Origin of the sequence: Actinokineospora cianjurensis, assembly GCF_003663795.1 — a bacterium.
In the GTDB taxonomy this organism is placed as follows: Bacteria; Actinomycetota; Actinomycetes; order Mycobacteriales; family Pseudonocardiaceae; genus Actinokineospora; species Actinokineospora terrae.
In genome coordinates, this window is the sequence record NZ_RCDD01000010.1 from 138077 (window position 1) to 161835 (window position 23759).

A 23759-nucleotide genomic window follows, 5' to 3' on the forward strand; every position below is an offset into this window, starting at 1 on the left:
CTGCCTTGTCCGGCTCCGGTTTCGGTAGGTGTCGGGATATCGCTGCCGTTACCGGATCGGGTATCTCTCAATCGGGGGCCGGATACGTGGTGAATAACCCGGTGATTTCGCAACGGGCTGCCGCGATATCGAACGTGGGGCTGCCGGTTGTGCAACGAACCACCTCTTCCACTTCCGGGCGGCCGGGGCTACCTTCCGGTAGGTGGACCCGGCCCCGCACTGCTTCGCCGACGCCCTGCGCGCGGCCATTGCCGACAGTGAGACAACCCTCGAACGGGTAGCCCAACAGCTGCGCGCCAGGGGGACTCCAGTCAGCCTCGCGACGCTGAGCTACTGGCAGACCGGTCGCAGCCGACCCGAGCGTCCTCGCTCGATGGCCGCGTTGGGCCATCTGGAGGAATTGCTCGGCCTGGCCGCGGGTGCGCTCCGTGGTCTCCTGGAGGCGCCCCGGCCCCGCGGCCGCTCCGCCCGCCGCGCCCCGCAGCCGCTGGCCGCGTCCGCCCCGTGGGCCGACACCACCGAGTTCCGCCGCCTGGTCGCCGAACTCGACCTGTCCCACGACGCCGCGCTGACCCGGCTGTCCGCCCACGACCGCGTCGAGATCGGCGCCGACCGGGCCAAGCGCGTCCAGCGCACCCGCCAGGTGCTGCGCGCCGAACGCGACGGCGTCGACCGCCTGGTGGTCACCGGCTGGGCCGAGCGCAAGGGCGGCCAACCGCCGTCGCTGACCGGCACCAGGAACTGCTCCCTCGGCAAGGTCAACGTCGACCTGCGCGGCGGCCAGGTCGCCGCCGAGTTGCTGTTCGACCGCCCCCTCGGCCGCCGCGAGACGATCATCGTCGAGCACGAGTCGCACTTACCGACCCCGCGCCAGACGGCCTACGGGCACCAGCGCGTCAGCCGCATGCCCGTCCGCGAGTACCTGCTGGAGGTCCGCTTCGACCCCCGAGCCCTCCCGCGCTACTGCGTCCAGTTCGCCGAGGTCGACGGCCGCGAACAGGTCAGGGCCCTCACCCTCGACTCCGCCTACACCGCCCACGCCCTGGCCCTGGACCTCGAACCCGGCCGCTACGGCATCCGCTGGGCCTGGGGCACCCCGTAACCCCCCCGACCCTGCCTCGACGACGGCCCACCACCGGCATCTCGCCCCCCGCCCGCGACTTGGCGGAGGCCGCCCCCGGAACCCTCCCAGCCCCCACCCTCTCCGGGGGGCGTCCCCTAGGCCAGTCTAGTGGGTGCGCAAGATCGACGGGGCGGGTTGGTGGGATCTGTGGACAACTTCCGGGTTGTGGATGGCGCGACCTGGGGGAACACGCGGGTCCACGCGGGGGTCTCACTCGTGCGGGGGGATTGTCGGGCCGGTGCGGCATGCTGGGGAGGTGACCACCGAGCCGCTGATCCCGGACCCGCTCTACGCGGGCCTGTCGTCGCTCGCCGCCCAGGAGACCACCCGCTTCGCCGAGCGCAACCTGCGCGTCCGCCGATCCCCGGTCGTGCACGCGGTCCGGATGACCCCCTGGGTCGCGGGCCTCGCGATGCCCGCCCCCGCCTGCGGCCAGGGCTGGTCCGGCGCGGGCGCGGGGGAGCTGCACCCGGTGGCGGAACCGGTCAACTGCGGCCACTGCCTGGCCTCCGCCGAAGCCCGCGCGGCCGCCATCACCAGCTCCGCGGCCTCGCAGCCCCAATTGCCGTTCCCCTCCTAGCCGCAGTCCCGTACGGCCCGATTCCCCGCGCGCACCGGGGTTTCCGCGGTACGGCAGGCAACGGCGCGGAGTCCAGCGTGTGCCGGACAGCGTGTGCCGGACAGCGGTAGGTCTACCGTGCTCGGCATGGAGCAGCAGGGCGTCATCAGCGTGGTCGGCGAGGCGTTGGTGGACTTGGTCGCCGCGGCGGATGGGCGGACGTTCACCGCGCACCCCGGTGGTGGGCCCGCCAACGCCGCGATCGCCGTCGCCAGGCTGGGTGGGCGGGCGGTGCTGAGCACCAGCCTCGGCACGGACCTGTTCGGCGCCATGGTCCGCGCGCACCTCGATGAGTCCGGTGTGGACACCCGGGTGCTCCCGTCGGCGACCGGCGCGACCAGCGTGGCCTTCGCCGCGACCGACGAGCACGGTGTCGCCCGCTACGACTTCCGGGTCGCCTGGGACGTCCGCGAGGTCCCGCCGGTCCCCGGCGCCGCGTTCCTGCACACCGGCTCGCTCGCCGCCGCCCTCGCCCCCAGCGTCGTGGAGGCCGCCATGCGCGCGGCCAGGTCGGCGGGCACCCCGGTGAGCCTCGACCCGAACATCCGCCCCACCCTCGCCGGACGCCCCGAGGTCGCCCGGGCGCGGTTCGAGCGCCAAGCCGGGCTCGCGGACGTGCTGAAGGTAAGCGAAGAGGACCTTGAGTGGCTCTACCCGGGCACAGACCCGGTCGGCCGTGCCGAGTCGCTGCTCATCCTCGGGCCGCGCCTCGTGGTGCTGACTAGAGGCCCGCGCGGCGCTCTAGCCGTAACCACGTCGTTCGCCGTCGAGCGCGCCGCCCCCGAGATCGACGTCGTCGACACCGTCGGCGCGGGCGACTCGTTCACCGCGGGCCTGCTGATGGTGCTCGCCAGCCGTCGAGTTCCGCTCGGCAGGCTCGACAAGATCACCGTGGGTGACGCTCTCGCCGTCGCCACCACGGTCGGGGCGGTCACCTGTTCCCGTGCGGGTGCCGACTCACCCCGGGCGTCCGAACTGGGTGTGGTGGCCGAGGTGCTCGGTCCGACATCCGGCTGACACTCGGTGTTCGTGCACCACCCTTACGGGTTAACCCGACCCCGGTTGTCAGAGGTCCGACAACGCCGCCATTCGGCCCAATATGACCCCTACCGGGCTCCGTCATCCGGGTGACGGTTGCGCCAGGGGGCGCGCGAGAACCACTCTGACGAGTACGACGTACGGTGGGGTCCGTTCGAAGCGGTCGCCGCGTGTCCTAGTCTGTTCACCGTCCGTTGCCGCTTCCTGTGGAGTCAGTCACATGCCTGCTGCCGAGTCCGAGCCCTGGGAAGACTGCGCCAAGGGCATGGCGATCGACTTCGACGCGCCGAACCAGGCGCGCCTGTTCGACGCCCTTCTCGGTGGTAGGGACAACTACGCGGCCGACAGGGCGGCCGTCGAGCAGCTCGCGGTGCTGGCCCCCGGTGTTCGGCAGATGGCGAAGGACCACCGTGAGTGGTTCTGCCGGGCGCTGCGGCTGCTGGTCACCCAGCGTGGTGTGGACCAGTTCATCGACCTCGGTTCGGGGCTGCCCACCGTGGACAACACCCACCAGATCGTGCAGCGGCACAACCCGGACGCCAAGGTCGTCTACGTCGACAACGACCCCGTGGTCCTCGCGCACGGGCGGGCGTTGCTCGAGGAGAACGACAACACGCACATGCTCGACTACGACATCACCGAGCCCGAGTACGTCACCACCGACCCCGACCTGCGCCGCCGGATCGACTTCGACCGCCCCGTCGGCCTGATGTTGTGCGCGGTCACCGGCCACCTCCTCGACGACGTCGTCGCCCGCGCCACCGTCCACGGCTGGGTCGACGCCCTCGCCCCCGGCTCGTACGTCGTCATCAGCCAGCAGTACGACCCCGCCGACGGCAGCCACCACTCCGCCCTCGCCGCCACCCTCCGCGACGTCTTCCGCAGCACCAAGATCGCCACCGCGTTCCGCGACCGCACCGAGATCGAGTGCTGGTTCAAGGGCCTGGAGATGGTCGAACCCGGCCTCTCCTTCCTGCACGAGTGGTGGCCGGACGGCCCCCGCATGACCCCCTTGAACGACATGAACTTCATGATGCTCTGCGGCATGGGCCAAAAACTCTGACCCCGCCCCCTCCCACCCCTGACCTGCGCGATCTCCGCGCCGGTCGCATCGCCGTGTCCCAGACTTTCACCCGTTCCAGCGACAGAAGTTATCCACATGTGGATCTCTGGCGCCCCGTGTGAAGATCGACTGTCGGTGGGTCCCGATAGACTGGCACTGGGACGCCCCCCGGAGAGGGTGGGGGCTAGGGCAGGACTGGCGTGCGCGCGCGAAGCCGTTCCGGTGGGGCTGGAGCGTCTGGGTGGGGTAAGAGGCTTGGTGCGGTGTAAGAGGGCGGATCTCCACCCCCGACCCGACAACGCGACCGAGTGTCCACAGTGGCCCAAACCGCCGCCCGCGCCCCGGGTGGTCGAACAGCGCCAGTTCCCCGTCGAGCCGCCACACCTACGCGCTGGCAACAGTTCCGGCACAGGGAACAAGCCGCTGCTCAGGCCAAGCGAACGGTGCCCAGGAGCGCCGCGAGGGACCGGTCACCTTCGACCCGCGGGAGCTCCTCCGCTGACCCGGTGCGCGAGCAGGGTGCCGCCCGCCATCGCCGCCGGGAACACCAGCAGGGCCGCGAACGGGATGAGGCACAGCAGGTACACCGGGATGCCGAACCCCAGCGTCAACGCCCGGCGACCGCGCAACGCGCGGCGGCGGTCGCGCAGGCTCGCGCCGCGGCGGACGAACGGGATGGCGGTCATCTCGATGGTCAGCAGCCACGCGCCGACGCACACGGCCAGCACCGGGACGACCGTCTGACCCAGCACCGGGATGAAGCCGAGCGCGAACAGCACGACCGCCCACACCAGCGCGCGCAGCACCAGCAGCACCCCGTCGCGCAGGCCGATCCACGCCGAGCGGCCCCAGCCGATCTGCTGCGCCGAGGGCACGCCGCCCAGTTCCCGGTCCTCGACCTCCTCGGCGATGCTCTCGTAGAACGGTGCGCCCACGATCAGCGTCAACGCCGCGAACAGCAGCAGCGACAGCGCCACCGCGCCGACCACCAGCGAGATCCCCGCCCCGATCCGCAGCACTGTCCGCCACGTCTGCGACCAGTCGTCGGCGAACGGCGTCGCCCAGGTGACCAGGTCGTCGGCGAACAGGGCCAGCGCGGTGAGCCCGGCGAAGAGCAGGACGCTGGTCAGCAACGCGGGCAGCGCGCCGCGCACGAGCAGCCGCCGGTTGCCCAGGACGAGGGCGAGGCCGCGCCCGAGCAGGCCGACACCGGTTCCGAGGTCGCGCAGCACTGTGATCACGAACGGCATCCTACGGATTCCTTGACCTCGACATTGCTGGAGCTTTTACCGTCTGGGCAGGACAACGGCCGAGGAGGCTGGCGTGGACATGCAGATGGCGGCGTGGGAGTCGCTCTACCGCACGGTGAACACCAGGGTGGACGGCCGACCGACGACCGCGGCGACCCTGCGCAGGGTGGTCGGCTTCGCCCGGCCGCACCGGCGCCGGATCGGCTGGTTCCTGCTGGTCAGCGTGGTGCTCTCGGCGCTGGCGGTCGCCGCACCGGTACTGGCCGGGCGGGTGGTCGACGCCATCGTCGGTCGAGCCGACCCGGGGGTGGTGGTGTGGCTGGCGGTTGTGATCGCCGTCGCCGCGCTGGCCGAGGCCGGGATCGGGTTGCTGGCCAGGTACCTGTCCGCGGGCATCGGCGAGGGCCTGATCCTGGACCTGCGCACCAGGGTGTTCGACCACGTGCAGCGGATGCCGGTCGCGTTCTTCACCCGCACCCGCACCGGCGCCCTGGTCAGCAGGCTCAACAACGACGTCATCGGCGCCCAGCGCGCGTTCAGCGACACCCTCTCCGGCGTGGTCGGCAACCTCGTCACGCTCACCCTCACCCTGGTCGTGATGCTCGGCATCTCCTGGCAGGTCACCGTGCTCGCGCTGGTGCTGCTGCCGGTGTTCGTCGTCCCCGCGCGCCGGATGGGGACGCGGCTGGCGGGCCTGCGCCGCGAGGCCGCCGAGCACAACGCCGCGATGGGCACCCGGATGACCGAGCGGTTCTCCGCGCCCGGCGCCACCCTGGTCAAGCTCTTCGGCCGCCCCGACCACGAGTCGGCCGAGTTCGCCGCCACCGCCGCCAGGGTCCGCGACATCGGGCTGCGCTCGGCGATGGTGCAGACGGTGTTCGTCACCGCGTTGACCCTCGTCTCCGCGCTCGCGCTGGCCCTGGTCTACGGGCTCGGCGGGCACCTCGCGCTCACCGGCGCGCTCGAACCGGGCGCGGTCGTCGCCCTCGCACTGCTGCTGACCAGGCTCTACGCGCCGCTGACCGCGCTGGCTGGGGCCAGGGTCGAGGTGATGAGCGCGCTGGTGAGCTTCGAGCGGGTCTTCGAGGTGCTCGACCTGCCGCCGCTGATCGCCGACGCCCCCGACGCGCGCCCGGTGCCCGCGGGCGGGGTCGCGGTCGAGTTCGACCACGTCGGCTTCGCCTACCCCGCCGCGGACAAGGTGTCGCTCGCCTCGCTGGAGGAGGTCGCCACCCTCGACACCCGCGGCGGCGAGCAGGTGCTGCACGACATCTCCTTCCGCGCCGAGGCGGGCACGCTGACGGCCCTGGTCGGCTCGTCCGGCGCGGGCAAGTCCACCATCGCCCAACTCATGAACCGGCTCTACGACGTCGACACCGGCGCGGTCCGGCTCTCCGGGGTCGACGTGCGGGACCTGACCGCCGAGTCGGTGCGCGACACCGTCGGCCTGGTCACCCAGGACGGGCACCTGTTCCACGAGTCGATCCGGTCGAACCTGCTGCTGGCCAGGCCGGAGGCCGACGAGGACGACCTGTGGGACGCGCTGCGCCGGGCCAGGCTCGTCGACCTCGTCACCGCACTGCCCGACGGGCTCGACACCGTCGTCGGCGAACGCGGCTACCGGCTCTCCGGCGGCGAGCGCCAGCGGCTGACCATCGCCAGGCTGCTGCTGGCCCGCCCCAGGGTCGTCGTGCTCGACGAGGCCACCGCGCACCTCGACGCCACCTCCGAGGCCGCCGTGCAGGCCGCGCTCACCGAGGCGCTCGCCGGGCGCACCGCCGTCGTCATCGCGCACCGGCTGGCCACCATCCGCGCCGCCGACCAGATCCTGGTCGTCGAGGCGGGCCGGATCGTCGAACGCGGCGACCACGCGGGCCTGCTCGCCGCGGGCGGCCGCTACGCCGAGCTGTACCGCACCCAGTTCACCGACGAGGTCCCCGCCGCCGCCTGAGGCCGGATCCGTCACCCGATTGTCGCGCGCCGAACGGGTGAAGTCCTTCCCAACTTCACCCGTTCGTCCGCTGTGGACAGTCAGTCGATCGTGGAAGCCTTGCAGCTCAACGCCAGGGGAGCGGTAACACTACGGCAACCGGGGGACTTCACAGCCACGTCATGCTTGACCAATGCCACCTGCCGCCCGCCAAGCGAACACCCCGGACCCGCGCCAGATCACCGAGGACGCGTGTTGCGCGCTGGTCGGCGCGCACACCACCATCGGCGCCGACGTGGTCACCGCCGTGGTCCTGCAGGCAGCGGGCGAACTGGTCAACCGCGCCCGAGCCCCCGAGGAGTTCCGCCGCCTCCTGCACCGCCGAGCCACCGCCCGCCTGGCCGCCATGACCGGTGTCCTCACCCCCATCAAGTCCGGCTGACCCCACCGCCTGCCCGTCTCACCCACGCGGTGCGTTACCCAGGGACGCCCACGCATCGCGCACCAGCACGATGACCTCGCGCGCGGGCACCACCCCGGCCCGCCTGCGTTGGATCACCGTGGCCATGGCCGCGATCCGCTGGATCGGGCCGCTCTCGTCGGACTGCGCCGCGAGCACCAGCGCGATCACCCGGGCCCGCCGGAACGCCTCGTCCTCCGGCGGTGCCCCGTCGGCGATCCGCTCGCAGGCGTCGACGAGTCGTTCCCACATCAGCCGCTCCCACGAGTCGCGGGACGGCTGGCTGTCCGAGACCGCGAGCGCGGAGGCGACCAGGGCCCCGGTGCCCTCCCAAGCCACTGGCTCGTCCGGCCAGCCCCGCGCGAGCTCGGACCACAGCGAGGCCACGTCATGACTGGCCTTCCCGTGCGCGTAGCGGTAGTAGTTGCGGATCGTCCAGCCCGCCACCTGGGTGAAGTCCGAGCTGTTGTGCTCCAGTCGAACAGCTCCCGCGCGGCCAGGCTGGTGCCGCGCAGTGCGTCATCGGCGGCGGCGATGATCTCCCGCCGCATGACCGAGACGTCCATGTGCTGGTCGGGCGCGCGCAGCCGGGCACGAGCCAGGAAGGGCTTCATCCACCGCTGGTAGTCGGCCGCCTCGTCCCGACCGGAGACGACTCTCGCCTCCGCCTGGGCCCGCAGCAGCGCGATGACGTGCTCCACCTCGGGGTCCAGGTCCAGCATCAGCTGGTCGAGCAGCGCGTCCTGCGAGACGTGGTGCGGGTGCTGCGAGACGTGGTGCGGGTGCTGCCCGCTCGGCACGTGCAGGCCATCGGAGGTCCACGCGAAATGCCCGAGGGGCGCGACCACCCGCTCACCGAGCTCCTCCGACGCGGGCAGCCGGATCCCGGGATCCTCGACCGCGGTGGCCAGCCACGCGCTGAAAGCCCTCGCGTCCGAGAACGGCACGGCCGTCGCGGGCTCGTCGTTCCACGGCACCGTGCCGCCGGGCCGCTCGGCCCGCTGCCACAGCCGCAGCAGGTTGTTGGGCACCGGTGTGCGGCACTGGGCCGATCCGCTCTCCAGCGGGGTGCTGTCTCGCAGCAGGCGGGTGGTCAGCACCTTGGTGACCAGGGCGCGGACGTCGTCGGGGCAGTCGTCGCGCTGGGCCTGGTCGACCAGGTCGAGGGTGCGGTCGCGCAGCACCGAGTCCAGGTCGGCCCCGTCCTGGATGCAGTCGAAGGCCGGCGCGAGCGCGACGGCCTTGGTGGAGTCCAGGCAGGCGGCCACGACCTGGTCACCGTCCACCAGCGCCGAGTAGAGCAGGGTCGTCTCCCGCCACCACGAGTCGTTGACGTTCTCGGTCAGGGTGTTCACCGAGCCGCGGTCGCGGATGTGCACCGCGGCCAGGTACTCCTGGAAGGTCAGGTGGGCGAAGGAGTACCGCAGCTGCTCCCGCTCCACCAGCAACCCCGTGCCCACGACCTCCACCAGCACGTCCCACGAGGTCAACGGCGTGGAGATCCGCCGCATCAGCTGGTCGAACACCCCCACCATCTCCCGCGCGGGCAACTCGCGCACCCCCTCGACCATCATGTGGTGCGCCAGCGCGCGCAGCAGCACCTCCAGCCGCTCACCCGGCATGGCCTGCCGCAGCTGCTTGGCCGCCTGGCGGCGCCAGAGCATCACCTGGCAGATCTCCCCGTACAGGTCCACCCGCCGCCCGGGTAACGCGCCGCGGTAGCGGTGGACGTTGGCGATCATGGTGAGCAGCAGCGGGTTCGTGGTGAGGTCCACCAGGTTCGGCGCGCCGCGCAGTCGGATCAGCAGGTCGTCGGCCGCCGCCGTGGCCGCCGCGTCGACGTGCTCGTCGCGGGTGCCGGTGGTGATCCGCTCGGTCGCGGTGTACCAGGACCGCACGAACACCTCGACCTGCGCCGGGCTCAACGGGCGGGTGGCCAGCACCGCGGCGCCCTCCACCTTGGCCTCCGAGTAGCCCTGCGGACGGGAGGTGATCACGAAGTCGTTGGCCGGGTACTGCCTGGTCTGCTGCTCCACCCACGCCGACACCGCGCGCCGGTACTCCGCCCTGGCCACCTCGTCGAGCCCGTCGAGGAGCACGACGCAGTTCCCGCCGCGCAACTGCTGCTCCAGCCACCCCGCCGGTTCGAGCGCGGCCAGGTCGCCGATGCCTGCCCGGACCAGGTCGGCCAGGCGCGCGGGCGGCTTCGCGGTGATCGCGTCCACGTGGTCGCGCAGGTACAGCAGCACCGGGACGCGCCTGCGGCGGCCCTGCTGCTTGCAGATCTGCCGGGCGGTGTGGCGCAACAGGGTGGTCTTGCCGCTGCCGGGGGTGCCGATCACCGCCGGCAACCGCGGCCGCTCCCGGTCGAGGACGTCATCGATGTGGTGCCGCCCGATCCGCGATCACGCTCACCCCGCTGAGGCAGCCGTTGTCCGGCCCGGCAACGCGCGAACCACCGACCCAAGCGCGCCACCCCGACCTGCCCTGAACCCCCGGCCGTGGGTCGCCCACTCCGATCTCCCCTCAACCCCCGGCCGCTTTCCGGCCACGGGTCGCCACTCTGACCTACCCCCAACCCTCGACCGCTCCCAGGCCACGGATCGCCACCCCGACCTAGGCCGCCACCCCCGGACCTGCCCCCTCGGCCGTTCCAGCCCAAGAGCCGCCACCCGCCCAGCGCTGTGTCCCGACCCCGACCCTCCCGGATCCCCCCAAGAACCCCCGACCATCCCGCGAAAACCAGCTCACCGCCCACCCTGGCGGACCACCCCCGGCGGACGGCAGACCCCCACCCACCCGGGGGCCACCCGCATCCAGCCTATCGTTTCGCGGCGTTTGTCAAGAGGGTGAACCGAGGGCCTGTGAACAGGTCCAGCCCATGTGGACAACCCGGCCGCCGCGGTGGGTCAGGGCTCCGGGTGTCGAGGACCTGGTGGTGCCGTCGATGGGCGTGGGGAGGCTCACCCCGGTGTGCCGTGGGCGCTTAACATCTACGAAACTGCCGAAGGGGACCCGCGATGTCGGAGGACGACGAGCCAGTGCGCCCGCGCGCGCGGCTGCCGTTCGTCCGAAGACCCCCGGTCGACCCCGCCGCCGTGTTGGCCGTGGCCAGGCGGGTCACCGAGGACCTCGCCGAGGGGCTCACCGGTGCCGGGGTCGCGTCCGCCGCGCGGGGGTTGCGGGGGTTGCTCGGTGCCGACGCGGTGGGGCTGGCGGATCTGTCGGGGCGGTCGACCTGGGCGGGGCCGGTTCCCGGGGGGACGCGCTGGGCGGCGCTCGTCGACGAGGTCATGCACAGCGAGGCGCGCGCGGGCAGGCCGCCGCTGGTCGTCCTCCCGCTGCACGTGCACGACGAGTTGGCCGGGACGCTGCTCATCGCGGGCAAGGTCCCCGCGCGCGCCACCCGTGAGGCCACCGAGGTCGTGGTCGCCGCGCTCAGCCGCGCCAGGCTTGAGGCGTCCGCCGAGCACGCCGCCCGTGCCGAGCTGCGGGCCCTGCGCGCGGAGATCTCGCCGCACTTCGTCTACAACGCGCTCACCGTCATCGCCGCGCTCGTGCACTCCGACCCGGAGCGCTCGCACGAGCTGATGCTCGACTTCGCCGACTACAACCGATACAGCCTGGCCCGCCACGGCGAGTACACCACCGTGGCCGAGGAGTTCCACGCGATCGAGACGTACCTGGCGCTGCAGCGGGCGGTGCTCGGTGAGCGGCTGCGCGTGCAGGTGCGGGTCGCCCCCGAGGTGCTGGCCGTGGCGATCCCGTACCTGGTGCTGCAGCCGCTGGTGGAGAACGCCGTCCGGCACGGCGTCGAGCCGCGCGCCACCGGCGGGCTGGTCCAGGTCCGCGGCGAGGCCGAGGGCGGCGACTGCGTCATCACCGTCGACGACGACGGGGTCGGCATGGCCCCCGCGCACGCCGAGGCGATCCTGGCCGGGCGCGGACCGGAGGGCAGCGTCGGGCTGTCCAACGTCGACCGCAGGCTGCGCACCGTCTACGGCTCCTGGTACGGGCTGGTGGTCGAGACCGAGCGCGACGCGGGCACCAAGGTGGTCGTCCGGATGCCGATGTTCGCCCCGGGGGTGGTGGTGCCGTGACCGGAGTGCGGGTGCTGGCCGTCGACGACGTGCGGGCCGCGCTGGACGAGCTGTGCCGGTTGCTGCGCGCCGCCCCGGACGTCGAGCAGGTGCGCGGCGCCGGTGACGCGCTCAGCGCGCTGAAGGTGATCCAGGCCGAGCCGTTCGACGCGGTGTTCCTCGACATCTCCATGCCCGGCCTCAACGGCCTGGAGCTCGCGTCGTTGCTGGCCAAGCTCAGCGACCCGCCGGTGATCGTGTTCGTCACCGCCTACGACGGCCACGCGGTGTCCGCCTACGGCATCGGCGCCGTGGACTACCTGCTCAAACCGGTCCGCGCCGAACGCCTCGCCGACGCGCTGACCAGGGTCGTCCGCGCCACGGCGGCGCGGCGCGCCACCGTCGCCGAGTCCGTCCGCCCCGACGCCATGCCCGCCCTCCCGGTCGAGTCCGACGGCCGCACCCGCTACGTCCGCCGCGCCGAGGTCGAGTTCGCCGAGGCCCACGGCGACTACGTCCGCCTGCACACCTCGTCGGGCGTGCACCTGGTCCGCATGCCGATCTCCCGCCTCCAGGAGTACTGGGAGGGCTCCGGCTTCGCCCGCGTCCACCGCGGCTTCCTCGTCGCCCTCGACGCCGTCCGCGAACTCCGCTCGGACTCCGTCGGCGGCATGCTCGCCCACACCGCCCTCGGCGACGTCCCCGTCAGCCGCCGCCACGCCCGAGAACTCCGCGAACGCCTCCTCCTAGCCGCCCAACGCGGCGAACTAGGCAAACGATGACCCCGCTGCCTTCCCCCCGCCCAAGATCAACTCCACTCCGGGGGCCCACCCTCCCGGGGCCCGGGGCCCCATCTCTGAACGTATCGCTTTCCCGTTCCTGTCAATACCCCTCGGGCCCGGACTGTGGATGGCTCGTCCGTTGTGGACAACCGCGACACAACCCGCCACAACGACCCGACAACGTCGGCCCACCCGCACCCGCCACCATCCTCGGCAGCCAACCGAGACAGACAACGTCGACCCCAGGCCCTTCGCCGCTCCCGGCCCAACCAAGATCAACTCCGCTCCGGGGGCCCACCCTCCCGGGGCCCGGGGCCCCATCTCTGAACCTATCGCCTTCCCGACCCTGTCAATACCCCTCGCGCCCAGGCTGTGGATGGCTCGTCCGTTGTGGACAACTGCCGCAACGGCCCGCCACCGTTGGTCCCCGCGCGGCCCTCGGTGTCTCCGCTCCCAACCGGTTGGGACTTGGCGATGCTGGTCCCCACGCACCCGCCACGATCGTTGGCCTCAACGCGCCCCTCACCAACGTTGGCCGACAACCGCCCCCGAACAACGTCGGCCAACAAGCGCCCCCAAACAACGTTGGCCGACAACCGCTCCTCGGATCCGCTGGTGCCAGGCTGGCTCGATGGGGTGGACTTGTTTTGTGTGGGGGAGGACTGGCCGTAGCGTCGTTCGCGGACAGGGCCATGCTTTTCGGCCCCTGCTTTGCGGTCCTGCCACGGGTAGTTCAGGGGCCCCGCACAAAACAAGTTCGCCCCATCGAGCAAAGCTCGAAACTCGCGCCCCACCGCAATGCCGCAGGCGAGCCGTTGATCGTCGACGGCGAAGCCGAGCACGAGAGCCGCACAAGCCAACCGGTGACACCATGACCCCCCACCGCCGCATCGCCGTCACCAGCCCCCAAACCCGCCTGGCCCACGCCCGCAGACGACACCGCACAGCCTGGCGCCCACCCACCCTCGACCCAGCCGAAACCCGCCAAGCCCAACGCGTCTACCGAGCCCAACGCGCCCCCGCCCTCACAGCCCTGGCAGCCCTGGCAACCCTCCTCTTCGGACTCCCCGTCCTCCTGGACCTCACCCCCACCTGGGACGACGTCCGACTACTGGGCATCCCCCTGTCCTGGATCGCGATCGTCGCCATCCCGTTCCCCGCCATGGTCGCCATCTCCCGCTGGCAGCTGCGGCGCGCCGAGCGAGCCGAGGAGCCCGAGTGATCGCCTTGTTCGCGGTCGCGCCGGTAGTGCTGCTCACCCTCCTGGTCGGCCTGCGCGGAGTAGCCGCCGTGCGCACCACGTCCGACTTCCTCGTCGCCTCCCGTCGCGTCTCCCCGCTGCTCAACTCGGCCGCCGTGTCAGGTGAGTACCTCTCCGCCGCCTCTTTCCTCGGCGTAGCGGGCCTCGTGGTCAAGGACGGCATGGGCGCGCTCTGGTACCCGGTCGGCTTCACCGCGGGCTACGTCGCGATGCTCGTCCTGGTCGCAGCCCCGATGCGGCGGTCCGGCGCGGTCACCGTCCCCGACTTCGCCGAGGCCAGGCTGGCCTCCACCCCGTTGCGCAAGCTCGCCGCCGTGACCGTGCTGGTGATCGCGGGCCTCTACCTCGTGCCCCAGTTCCGCACCGCCGGGCTCGTGCTCAGCGTCGTCAGCGACGGTCCGTACTGGGTGGGGGTGGTGATCGCCGCGGTCGTGGTGAGCGTGACGCTGGCCGTCGGCGGGATGCGGGCGGCGACCTACGTGCAGGCGTTCCAGTTCTGCTTCAAGTTGGTGCTGTTCATCGTCCCCGCGATCTGGCTGCTGCTCGAGGTCGGCCCGCAGGTGCGCCACGAGGCCGTGCACCCGGTCGAGTTCACCCACTTCACCCGCGATACCCCGGTGGACTTCGGCCTCGAGGTGACCCTCCTGCTCGACGACCCGCTGACCGTCCAGTCCGCCACCGGCGCCCCCATCCCGATCCCAGCGGGGGAGTACCGCGTCTCGGAAGGCACCACCCTGGTCTTCCCCGCGGGCGCACCCGTCCCCGGCGTCCGCGGCGGCGCGGCTCCCGGCGGGCCCGACTGGCAGCGCCCCCTGCTCGACCCGCACGACGCGGGCCACCCCGTCCTGGGCACCTGGGCCGTCCTGATCGCGACCATGCTCGGCACCATGGGGCTGCCGCACGTGCTGATGCGCTTCCACACCAGCCCCGACGGCCGCGCCGCCCGCCGCACCGCCGCGATCACCGTCGGCCTGCTCAGCGTCTTCTACCTGTTCCCCGGCATCTACGGCACCCTCGCCAAGGTCCTCGTCCCGCAGCTCTACCTCTCCGGCGCCACCGACACCGCCGTCGTCGCCCTACCCTCCCAAGTGGACGACGGGCTGACCGGCACCGTGTTCACCGGCCTGCTCACCGCTGGCGCGTTCGCCGCGTTCCTGGCCACCTCGCTCGGGTTGCTGCTCGTCGTCGCAGGCGCCATCTCGCACGACCTGGTGCCCGGCGGCCTGGCCAGGCTCCGGTTCACCGTCGTCGCCGCGGCCGCCGTGGTGGTCCTGCTCGCGCTGCCCTCGGCGAGGTTGGACGCGGGCGTGCTGGTCACCTGGGGGTTCACCGTCGCGGCCGCCACCTTCTGCCCGTTGCTGGTGCTGGGCATCTGGTGGTCCAGGCTCACCGCGGCGGGCGCCATCGCCGGGGTCGCCGCCGGGCTCGCGGGAACGGCGGGCGCGATCGCGTTCGCCCTGTTCGGCCCGCCGGTGTCGGGGCTGCCCGCGATCCTCATCGCCCAGCCCGCGCCGTGGGCGGTGCCGCTCGCCTTCGCCACCATGGTCGGGGTGTCGCTGCTCGGCAGGCCCCCGGCCTGGTCGCAGGCCGCCATGTTGCGGCTGCACCTGCGGGAACGGCGCGACACCGGCCGTGACCCAGGCCACTCGTCGTCCCCGACCCGCCGTTCGTCGGCCACTCGTCGCGTCATCCGTCGTTTGGGCCGCTGACCTCTCCCGGCCGCCGAGCGCCCTCCCTACCGTGACGCGGACCACCATCGAGGGGAGGCGCCCGATGAGCACACCGAACCAACCCGAGCCCGACAGCACCGCGGTCGACTGGGAGAAGGTGCACGACTCGGCGGAGTTCGTCGAACTGCGCGGCAGATTACGCCGGTTCGTGTTCCCGATGACCGTGCTGTTCCTGGTCTGGTACCTGGTCTACGTCCTGCTCGCCGACTACGCGCACGGGTTCATGGCCACCAAGCTCGTCGGCAACATCACCGTCGGCCTCGTGCTCGGCCTGCTCCAGTTCGTCTCCACCTTCGTGATCACCAGCCTCTACGTGCGCTACGCCGACCGCAAACTGGACCCGCTGGCCACCCGGATCCGCGAGTCCGTCGAGGGAGGGGCAGCACAGTGAGCGCCGTCGCCGCCGGGGTCACCGGCAACAACCCCGCCCTCAACATCGGCATCTTCGCCGCCTTCGTCGCGATCACCCTCGTGGTGGTGTTCCGCGCCAGCCGCAACACCAAGACCGCCGCCGACTACTACGCCGCGGGCCGCGCCTTCACCGGACCGCAGAACGGCGTCGCCATCGCGGGCGACTACCTCTCCGCCGCCTCGTTCCTGGGCATCGCGGGCGCCATCGCGCTCAACGGCTACGACGGCTTCCTCTACTCCATCGGCTTCCTGGTCGCCTGGCTGGTCGCGCTGCTGCTGGTCGCCGAACTGCTGCGCAACACCGGCAAGTACACGATGGGCGACGTGCTGGCGTTCCGGATGCGCCAGCGCCCGGTCCGCGCCGCCGCGGCCACCTCGACGCTGGTGGTCTCCTTCTTCTACCTGCTGGCCCAGATGGCGGGCGCGGGCGGCCTGGTCGCGCTGCTGCTGGGCATCACCAACAAGACCGGCCAGGCCGTGGTGATCGCCGCGGTCGGCGTCATCATGATCGTCTACGTGCTGGTCGGCGGCATGAAGGGCACCACGTGGGTGCAGATCATCAAGGCGGCGCTGCTGATCACCGGCGCGCTGGCGATGACCATCTGGGTGCTGGCCAAGTTCGGCTTCAACCTCTCCAGCCTGCTCGGCAGCGCCGTCGACGCGGGCGGCAAGACCGGTGAGGCGCTGCTGAGCCCCGGCAAGCAGTACGGCGCCACCGGGACCAGCAAGCTCGACTTCCTGTCCCTCGGCCTGGCGCTCGTGCTCGGCACCGCGGGCCTGCCGCACATCCTGATGCGCTTCTACACCGTGCCCACCGCGAAGGAAGCCCGCCGCTCGGTGGTCTGGGCGATCTGGCTGATCGGCATCTTCTACCTGTTCACCCTGGTCCTGGGCTACGGCGCCGGTGCCATCGTCGGCCCCGAGGCCATCAGGAACGCGCCGGGCAAGGGCAACTCCGCGGCGCCGCTGCTGGCCCAGGCGCTGGGCGGACCGGTCCTGTTGGGACTGATCGCCGCGGTCGCCTTCGCCACCATCCTCGCCGTGGTCGCCGGGCTGACCATCACCGCGTCGGCCTCCTTCGCCCACGACATCTACGCCAACATCATCAAGAAGGACAAGCTGACCGACAAGAACGCCGAGGTCAGGGTCGCCAGGATCACCGCGGTGGTGATCGGGATCGTCGCCATCGTCGGCGGGATCGTGGCCAACGGGCAGAACGTGGCGTTCCTGGTGGCGCTGGCGTTCGCGGTGGCGGCGTCGGCGAACCTGCCGACCATCCTGTACTCGCTGTTCTGGAAGCGGTTCAACACCTCCGGCGCGCTGTGGAGCACCTACGGCGGCCTCGTGGCGAGCATCGTGCTGATCGTGTTCTCGCCCGCGGTGTCCGGCAAACCGTCGACGGCCGCCACACCGTCGATGATCCAGGGCGTCGACTTCCACTGGTTCCCGCTGGAGAACCCCGGCCTGGTCTCCATCCCGCTGGCCTTCCTGCTCGGCTTCCTCGGCACCGTCCTGTCCAAGGAACGCCGCGACGACAAGTACGCCGAGATGGAGGTCCGCGCCCTCACCGGCACCGGCGCCGAGAAAGCGACGTCTCATTGACAGTTGATTGATGTCCCGGCCTGACGGGTACCTGTCGTCAGGCCGGGGTGAGGTGAAGGCCCCGTCGGCTCCCCTGCGGCCGACGGGGCCTTCACCCGTTCCTGGGCAGTGACGGTGCCAGGCGGGGACGAGGGGGTGGGTGGCGGGAGAGAGTGATACAGCGGCCGACGGGGCCTTCGCGCGTGTGCCCGCGATCATGCGTCACCGTTCGGCGCGCCTCCCGCGATCGGGAGATGATCAATGGAATGTATGCAGTCAATCCTGCATCTCGGGAGTGATCATGCGTTCCGTTGTCCCCACCCTGGCCGTGCTCGCCACCCTCGTGCTGACCGGCTGTGACCCCAACGCGCTCGGCGCGGGCGGCACCTCGGTCCCCGCACCGGCCCCCGGCGCGGCAGGCAACCATCAGGCCCAACTCGCCGCGTTAGGCCAACCGCGCCCGGAAGACACCGGCGCTCACTACAACCGCGACGAGTGGGGCGAGTGGGTCACCGACCGGTCCAACAGCTGCAGCACCCGTGAGCAGATCCTGGTGCGCGACGGCGACGGCGAGACCGTGGACGGCAGGTGCAAGTCGACCTGCCCCAGGGCGTTCTGCTGGACCAGCCGCTACGACGGGGTCACCACCAAGGACCCGGCCGACCTGCAGATCGACCACATCGTGCCGCTCGCCGAGGCCGCCCGCTCCGGCGCCCGCGACTGGACCGGCGCCCAGCGCAAGGCTTACTACAACGACCCGGTCAACCTGGTCGCGGTGTCCGCGCGCTCCAACCAGCAGAAGAGCGACGGCGACCCCGGCAAGTGGCGGCCGATGCGCGAGTACTGGTGCGACTACGCCACCGGCTACGTCGCGGTGAAGACCAAGTACCAGCTCAGCGTCGACGACGTCGAACTCGCCGAGCTGACCCGGATGCTCAACACCTGCCCGTGAAGCACCCGTCCCGCTAACGAGAGAGAGGGCCGCGACCAGTGGTCGCGGCCCTCCCTACGGGGTCTCGATCAGACGCCCGCGATGCTCTGGATCCAGCTGCGGTAGGAGCCCACCGAGGTGTAGTTGGTGATGCTCTGCCGGTCGCTGGTGGAGGCGACGCCGATCTGGCGGCCGTTGCCGAACATCGGGCCACCCGAGTCGCCACCGGCGGTGATGCCGTTGACCCGGCGGGCCTGCACGGCGACACCGTTGTAGGCGTCGCGCGCGTTGGTCGAGGTCACCTGCACGGTCGCGACCTTGAGGTAGCGCGACTGGCAGTTGATCTCGGGCTGGCCGGTGCAGGTGGCACCCCAGCCGTAGACCTGGACCTGCTGGCCGACGCGGGCGTCGGCGGTGGTGCCCAGCGGCGCGTAGGTCGCCGAGACGCTGCGGTCCAGGCGCGCGATGGCCAGGTCCGACGCGGAGTGCCGGTAGATCTGCGAGGCGTTGGCGGTGGTGCCACCGGTGGTCTGGTCGAGGCTGCCGACCCGGAAGCTGATCGTGCCGCTGGCCACGCAGTGCTTGGCGGTCAGGATGTACTGCGGGGCGATGATGGTCGCCGAGCAGGACTGCTGGCCGTTGCTGAACAGCCGCGCCGCCCAGGGCGCGTTGCTCGCCGTACCGCCACCGATGATGGCGGGGGTCAGCACCGGGTCCCCGGCGGGCGCCGCCGACGAGGTCGGCGCCGCGGCCAGCACCGCGAGCGCGGCACTGGCGATCGCCACAGCGAACTTGGTCTTCTTCATGCGTTTCTCGATTCTGCGGCCGAGGCCGCGGCAGGGGTGAATCGGGAATCGTCCACAGAGTCGGCCCCGTGTGGACTTCGGCGACAGCGGCCCGATCCGATCGACGCGCCCGGGGGAACCCCAGGTCAGCTAGTCCTGGCACCGTGCGCACTCGGACCGTCACACCGTCCGGAAGCCACTTTTTCACCCAAAACCGGCTAATCGCAAGGGTCGGATGTTCCCACCGCGTTCACATTCACCGAATTGGCAATTGGTAACGACGACCCCCGGATTGCGTGAATGTGTTTTCACATTCACCCGAGGGGGCCGCGTGGGGTGCCGGGGTTCGCGCCCGGCCGCTGCCGGGGTCCGCCGCCACTAGCATCGGGCTCGCGGGGCGCGGCGACGAGGCCGCGTCCGCGATCGACTCAGGAGGTCGACCCCGATGGCGCTGCTGCGCAGCTACGTATCCGGCCGATGGCACACCCCCGGCGTGGACGGCACCCCGCTGCTGGACGCGGTCACCGGTGACGAGGTAGCCCGGATCTCCTCCGACGGCGTCGACATGCGCGCCGCGCTCGAGCACGGCCGCCGGATCGGCGGGCCCGCGCTGCGGGAGCTGACCTTCCACCAGCGCGCCGCCCTGCTCAAGGTCCTCGCGACCTACCTCACCGAGCACAAGGCCGAGCTCTACGCCCTGTCCGCCCGCACCGGCGCCACCCAGCGCGACTCGCTCGTCGACATCGACGGCGGCATCGGAGTCCTGTTCACCTACAGCGGCAAGGGCCGCCGCGAACTCCCGAACGCCAAGGTCCTCGCCGAGGGCCCGGTCGAGCGCCTCAGCCGCGAGGGCACCTTCGTCGGCCGCCACATCGCCGCCCCGCTGCACGGCGTCGCGGTGCAGATCAACGCGTTCAACTTCCCCGTCTGGGGACCGCTGGAGAAGTTCGCCCCCGCGTTCCTGGCGGGCGTCCCCAGCCTGATCAAGCCCGCCAGCCAGACCGCCTACGTCACCGCCGGCCTGGTCGAGCTGATGCTCGCCTCCGGTGCCCTCCCCGAGGGCAGCCTCCAGCTGGTCAGCGGCAGCGCGGGCGACCTGCTCGACCACCTCACCCCGCAGGACCTGGTCGGCTTCACCGGCTCGGCGGGCACGGCGCGCAAGCTGCGCGGCCACCCGGTCGTCATCGCCAACTCCGTGCGGTTCACCGCCGAGGCCGACTCGCTCAACTGCTCGATCCTGGGTCCCGACGCCACCGACGGCACCCCCGAGTTCGACCTGTTCGTCAAGCAGCTGGTCGCGGAGATGACGGTCAAGGCGGGGCAGAAGTGCACGGCCATCCGCCGCGCGTTCGTGCCGAGCGGCCAACTGGACGCCGTGACCGACGCCGTCACCGCCCGCCTGGCCAAGATCGCCATCGGCAACCCGGCCAACCCGGACGTCCGGATGGGCGCCCTCGCCAGCCTCGACCAGCGCGAGGAGGTCCGCCGCTCGGTCCGCGCCCTCACCGACGCGGGCACCCTCGTCTACGGCAACCTCGACCGGGTCGACACCGTCGACGCCGACTCCGAGCGCGGCGCGTTCCTGTCCCCGCTGCTCGTACGCGCTGACGACCCTGGCCGCGCCGAGCCGCACGAGGTCGAGGCGTTTGGCCCGGTCAGCACCCTCTTGCCCTACGACGGCGTCGACGAGGTGGTAGAGCTAGCCGCGCGCGGCCAGGGCAGCCTCGTCGGCTCCATCGTCACCGGTGACGTTGACTTCGCCACCGCCGTCACCCTCGGCGTCGCGCCGTGGCACGGCCGGCTGCTGGTGCTCGACACCGACAACGCCAAGGAGTCCACCGGACACGGCTCCCCGCTGCCCGCTCTTATCCACGGCGGCCCCGGTCGCGCGGGCGGCGGCGAGGAGATGGGCGGCATCCGCGGCGTCTTGCACCACCTGCAGCGCACCGCGATCCAGGCCAGCCCCCGGGTGCTCGCGGCGATCACGGGGGAGTGGGTCCCCGGCGCGCCCCGCGTCGAGGGCGAGGTGCACCCGTTCCGCAAGTCGCTGGCCGAGCTGCGCGTCGGCGACAGCGTGACCGCGGGCCCCCGCACCGTCACCCAGGCCGACATCGACCACTTCTCCGAGTTCACCGGCGACACCTTCTACGCCCACACCAACCCCGAGGCGGCCGCGGCCAACGAGTTCTTCGGCGGCATCGTCGCCCACGGCTACCTGGTCGTCTCCTTCGCCGCGGGCCTGTTCGTCTCCCCGGAACCCGGCCCGGTGCTGGCCAACTACGGCCTGGAGAACCTGCGCTTCACCACCCCGGTGTTCCCCGGTGACGAGCTGACGGTGACGCTGACCGCCAAGCAGATCATCCCCAGGGAGAACGCCGAGTACGGCGAGGTCCGCTGGGACGCCGACGTCACCAAGCAGGACGGCACCTCCGCCGCCCGCTACGACGTGCTCACCCTCGTCGCCAAGTCCTGACAGCACAGGAGGCGACCCCGCCCGGGGTCGCCTCCTGCTGTGGGGCTACTTGACCTTGGCGCCCGTCGCGTCCAGGGCGAACCAGGTGCCGCCGACGCCCTGGCCGTTGGTGTCGCACGGGACCTTGTCGCCGGAGAAGCGGTAGACCGGCCAGCCGCCCACCGTGACCTGCTTGGCGCCGTCCGGCCTGGTCACGCTGCCGACCACCGACGGGTCCAGCCCGGCGACCGCCGCGCCGTCGGGCAGCAGCACCGGCGGCCACTTGACCGCGCAGTCACCGACGCAGGTCGTGGTCGACGGCTTGGCGGTGTCCTTGTCGAACCGGTAGAGGGTCATGCCCGCCTGGTCGGTGACGATCTGCCCCAGCTTGCCGACCTTCATCACCGTCAGCGGCACCGTCCTGGCCGCCTCCGCCGTCTTCGCCACGGCCTTCTTGCCGTCCGGCTGGAACGCGAACCAGGTGCCGCCCGCGCCCTGGCCCTTGAGGTCACCGGACGCCACGTCCTTGGCGAAGCGGTAGGCGGGCCAGCCCGCGATCGTCAGCTGCCTGCCGCCCTCGGGGCGCTCGATGGTGCCGAGCAGCGTCGGATCGATCCCGGTCACCCGCAGCGCGGTCGGGTCCTCGACCATCACCGGCGGCCACGCGGTGGCGCACTCACCGGCGCACGCGGTCGTCGGCGGCTTCGCGGTGTCCTTGTCGAACCGGTAGAGCGAACGGCCGTCGCCATCGGTCACGAACGCGCCCACCTCGGCGGACCGCGCGGTCGTGAGGCCCGCGGTGAGCGCGACGGCCGCCGCCTTCTGCTCGATGTCCACTGTGGACTGAGCGGCGGACTGGGCCGCGCCGGGGACGGTCTGCTCCTGACCGCACGCGGCGAGTCCTGCGGCGAGGGCGATGGCGGACACGGTCAGGATCAGCTTGCGCATCGGGTGTCTCCCGTGGGGATCGAAGGTACGCACCCCACACGGGGCCGGGGCCGGTCCGGTTCACCCCGGATGTGCGACGGCGGCCGCCCCCGGTGGGGACGGCCGCCGTCGGCGGTGGATCAGGCCGCGTCGTGGATGACGACGGTCAGCGGCTGCTGGTTCGCCGCGATCCCGGTCGCGTAGTTGCGCTGCACCCGCGCCCGCTCCGCCGCGCTCGGCTGCGCGTTCGCGCAGCTGACCGGGGCGGAGCTGCCCGACATCAGGTCCGAGCACAGCCCGGTCCGGTTGTCGGGCAGGCCGAGGTTGTGGCCGAGCTCGTGGGTGATGATGCGGGTCTTGTTGTAGCCCTGGTCGACGGCCTGCTTGCCGAACCACACCTGCGCCGATCCGGTGGAGCGGACCGGTCCGAGGGTGGCCCGCGGCCAGCCCGGGTCGGACACGATGCGGATGTTGACCCGCTGGCCCGAGGTGGCCTTCACGATCTTGACGTTCGGCGCGGCCGCGTTCCAGATGCCCGCGGCCGCGGCGATCTCGGTGCGGTACTGGCTGGCGCCGGAGTCGTCGTAGGTCAGGGTGGTGACCAGAGCCGCCGAGTCCTGGGCCGCGGTGGCCGGGGTGGCGACCCCGACCACGACGGCGGCGCCGAGGAAGGCGTTCGCCGCGATCAACGCGAGCGTTCGTCGTTGCATGGGTATCTCCTGGTGTTGTGCGACCCGCCGGGACGGGTCGAACCCGGGTGGTTGCCATGCGGTCGGCCACGCCGAAGGGACGGCGACGACGTCGAACCTGCCGCTGCTCAACGCACGGGGCACCCGGTCGACGCGGTGCCCCGTGACCATGGGTACTCGGTGCTCCTGGAGATCCAGTGCAATAGTGACCGCGATCACAGGGTTTGACTTTCCCAGGGTGGGGAACCTCCATAAGTGAACGGCGGGTGTCCGCGCGGCTATCGTGATCAGCGGAAACTCTGCTTCCGGGCGGTGTTCGGGGCGTGTCGGCCGGTTCGTCGGTGCGGTACCGGTGGTTGTCGTGGATGCGTTGCGGCACAAGGGTTTCGTGGCCGCCGTTGGCGTTGGGGGACCCCCGATTTGATCCCGCGTTGGCGGCCGTGTAACTTTCTTCTTGTCAGCGGAACGGGCCGGGAAAACCGGAACGGAGCGGACACAAGAACTTCAGCGGTAACCAGCCTCGGATGAGGTCGCCCTGGGTGGCGGTTGATTCGGATGTGCGTGTGTTGTTTGAGAACTCAACAGTGTGCCGATTTAAGCCAGTAGAGCTTGAATGATTGAACCCCATTTGTGGGTTCCTTTGAGATG

At 71.6% G+C, this 23759-nt stretch carries 20 protein-coding genes; 14 read left to right on the top strand and 6 right to left on the bottom strand.

Annotation, left to right across the window (positions count from 1 at the left end; all coding sequences use genetic code 11):
• Window positions 1-202 precede the first annotated feature (202 nt).
• The 4 genes from CLV68_RS32195 to CLV68_RS32210 all read left to right on the top strand — a co-directional run bounded on the left by CLV68_RS32195 (window position 203) and on the right by CLV68_RS32210 (window position 3843).
• Entirely contained in the window at window positions 203-1102 is a 900-nt protein-coding gene (locus CLV68_RS32195) for an XRE family transcriptional regulator (RefSeq protein WP_147460252.1), read from the top strand.
• Window positions 1103-1379: 277 nt separating this feature from the next.
• On the top strand, window positions 1380-1703 hold the full coding sequence (locus CLV68_RS32200) for a hypothetical protein (RefSeq protein WP_121394800.1): 324 nt from the start codon (window positions 1380-1382) through the stop codon (window positions 1701-1703).
• Between the two features lie 126 nt (window positions 1704-1829).
• On the top strand, window positions 1830-2759 hold the full coding sequence (locus tag CLV68_RS32205; RefSeq protein ID WP_121394801.1) for a carbohydrate kinase family protein: 930 nt from the start codon (window positions 1830-1832) through the stop codon (window positions 2757-2759).
• Between the two features lie 241 nt (window positions 2760-3000).
• A complete protein-coding gene (locus CLV68_RS32210; RefSeq protein WP_121394802.1) occupies window positions 3001-3843 on the top strand; it encodes an SAM-dependent methyltransferase in 843 nt (280 codons plus the stop codon).
• Between the two features lie 470 nt (window positions 3844-4313).
• On the opposite strand, the gene CLV68_RS32215 is transcribed toward CLV68_RS32210, so the two are convergent.
• Window positions 4314-5093, bottom strand: coding sequence for an EI24 domain-containing protein (locus tag CLV68_RS32215; protein WP_170224714.1), 780 nt, complete (start codon window positions 5091-5093; stop codon window positions 4314-4316).
• A 79-nt stretch (window positions 5094-5172) separates the two neighbouring features.
• Between CLV68_RS32215 and CLV68_RS32220 the strand changes: the two genes are divergently transcribed.
• Together CLV68_RS32220 and CLV68_RS32225 are read left to right on the top strand one after the other, a co-directional pair.
• The gene (locus tag CLV68_RS32220) at window positions 5173-7044 is read left to right on the top strand and encodes an ABC transporter ATP-binding protein (RefSeq protein ID WP_246010238.1); all 1872 of its coding nucleotides are present in this window, start codon (window positions 5173-5175) and stop codon (window positions 7042-7044) included.
• A gap of 172 nt (window positions 7045-7216) precedes the next feature.
• Window positions 7217-7465: a hypothetical protein gene (locus tag CLV68_RS32225; RefSeq protein ID WP_121394804.1), complete on the top strand. Its 249-nt coding sequence runs from the start codon at window positions 7217-7219 to the stop codon at window positions 7463-7465.
• An 18-nt stretch (window positions 7466-7483) separates the two neighbouring features.
• On the opposite strand, the gene CLV68_RS32230 is transcribed toward CLV68_RS32225, so the two are convergent.
• Together CLV68_RS32230 and CLV68_RS32235 are read right to left on the bottom strand one after the other, a co-directional pair.
• Window positions 7484-7735 carry a hypothetical protein gene (locus CLV68_RS32230; protein WP_147460253.1) on the bottom strand — a complete coding sequence of 84 codons (252 nt, stop codon included), beginning with the start codon at window positions 7733-7735 and terminating at the stop codon, window positions 7484-7486.
• Window positions 7735-9825, bottom strand: coding sequence for an NACHT domain-containing protein (locus CLV68_RS32235; protein WP_147460254.1), 2091 nt, complete (start codon window positions 9823-9825; stop codon window positions 7735-7737). Before CLV68_RS32235 ends, CLV68_RS32230 begins: the two co-directional genes overlap by 1 nt.
• A gap of 678 nt (window positions 9826-10503) precedes the next feature.
• Between CLV68_RS32235 and CLV68_RS32240 the strand changes: the two genes are divergently transcribed.
• From CLV68_RS32240 to CLV68_RS32270, 7 genes are all read left to right on the top strand, one after another.
• Window positions 10504-11583 (top strand): sensor histidine kinase, encoded by a 1080-nt coding sequence (locus CLV68_RS32240; protein ID WP_121394807.1) that lies wholly within the window; start codon window positions 10504-10506, stop codon window positions 11581-11583.
• Window positions 11580-12344 carry a LytR/AlgR family response regulator transcription factor gene (locus CLV68_RS32245; RefSeq protein WP_121394808.1) on the top strand — a complete coding sequence of 255 codons (765 nt, stop codon included), beginning with the start codon at window positions 11580-11582 and terminating at the stop codon, window positions 12342-12344. The genes CLV68_RS32240 and CLV68_RS32245 overlap by 4 nt, the downstream gene beginning before the upstream one ends.
• An 871-nt stretch (window positions 12345-13215) precedes the next feature.
• The gene (locus CLV68_RS32250) at window positions 13216-13566 is read left to right on the top strand and encodes a hypothetical protein (RefSeq protein WP_121394809.1); all 351 of its coding nucleotides are present in this window, start codon (window positions 13216-13218) and stop codon (window positions 13564-13566) included.
• Window positions 13563-15314, top strand: a complete 1752-nt coding sequence (locus CLV68_RS32255; protein ID WP_121394810.1) for a sodium/solute symporter — start codon at window positions 13563-13565, stop codon at window positions 15312-15314. Before CLV68_RS32250 ends, CLV68_RS32255 begins: the two co-directional genes overlap by 4 nt.
• Window positions 15315-15378: 64 nt before the next feature.
• Window positions 15379-15726 (top strand): DUF485 domain-containing protein, encoded by a 348-nt coding sequence (locus tag CLV68_RS32260; protein ID WP_121394811.1) that lies wholly within the window; start codon window positions 15379-15381, stop codon window positions 15724-15726.
• Window positions 15723-17348: a solute symporter family protein gene (locus tag CLV68_RS32265; RefSeq protein WP_121394812.1), complete on the top strand. Its 1626-nt coding sequence runs from the start codon at window positions 15723-15725 to the stop codon at window positions 17346-17348. Before CLV68_RS32260 ends, CLV68_RS32265 begins: the two co-directional genes overlap by 4 nt.
• Before the next feature lie 280 nt (window positions 17349-17628).
• Window positions 17629-18279, top strand: a complete 651-nt coding sequence (locus CLV68_RS32270) for an HNH endonuclease family protein (RefSeq protein WP_121394832.1) — start codon at window positions 17629-17631, stop codon at window positions 18277-18279.
• A 68-nt stretch (window positions 18280-18347) separates the two neighbouring features.
• Here CLV68_RS32270 and CLV68_RS32275 read toward each other — a convergent pair whose 3' ends face one another.
• The gene (locus tag CLV68_RS32275; protein WP_121394813.1) at window positions 18348-19064 is read right to left on the bottom strand and encodes a S1 family peptidase; all 717 of its coding nucleotides are present in this window, start codon (window positions 19062-19064) and stop codon (window positions 18348-18350) included.
• Between the two features lie 424 nt (window positions 19065-19488).
• Here CLV68_RS32275 and paaZ point away from each other — a divergent pair, with 424 nt between their 5' ends.
• A complete protein-coding gene (paaZ, locus tag CLV68_RS32280; protein WP_121394814.1) occupies window positions 19489-21516 on the top strand; it encodes a phenylacetic acid degradation bifunctional protein PaaZ in 2028 nt (675 codons plus the stop codon).
• A 45-nt stretch (window positions 21517-21561) separates the two neighbouring features.
• Here paaZ and CLV68_RS32285 read toward each other — a convergent pair whose 3' ends face one another.
• Both CLV68_RS32285 and CLV68_RS32290 read right to left on the bottom strand, forming a co-directional pair.
• Window positions 21562-22443: a hypothetical protein gene (locus tag CLV68_RS32285; RefSeq protein WP_121394815.1), complete on the bottom strand. Its 882-nt coding sequence runs from the start codon at window positions 22441-22443 to the stop codon at window positions 21562-21564.
• A 119-nt stretch (window positions 22444-22562) separates the two neighbouring features.
• Window positions 22563-23132 carry a snapalysin family zinc-dependent metalloprotease gene (locus CLV68_RS32290; protein WP_121394833.1) on the bottom strand — a complete coding sequence of 190 codons (570 nt, stop codon included), beginning with the start codon at window positions 23130-23132 and terminating at the stop codon, window positions 22563-22565.
• Window positions 23133-23759 lie beyond the last annotated feature (627 nt).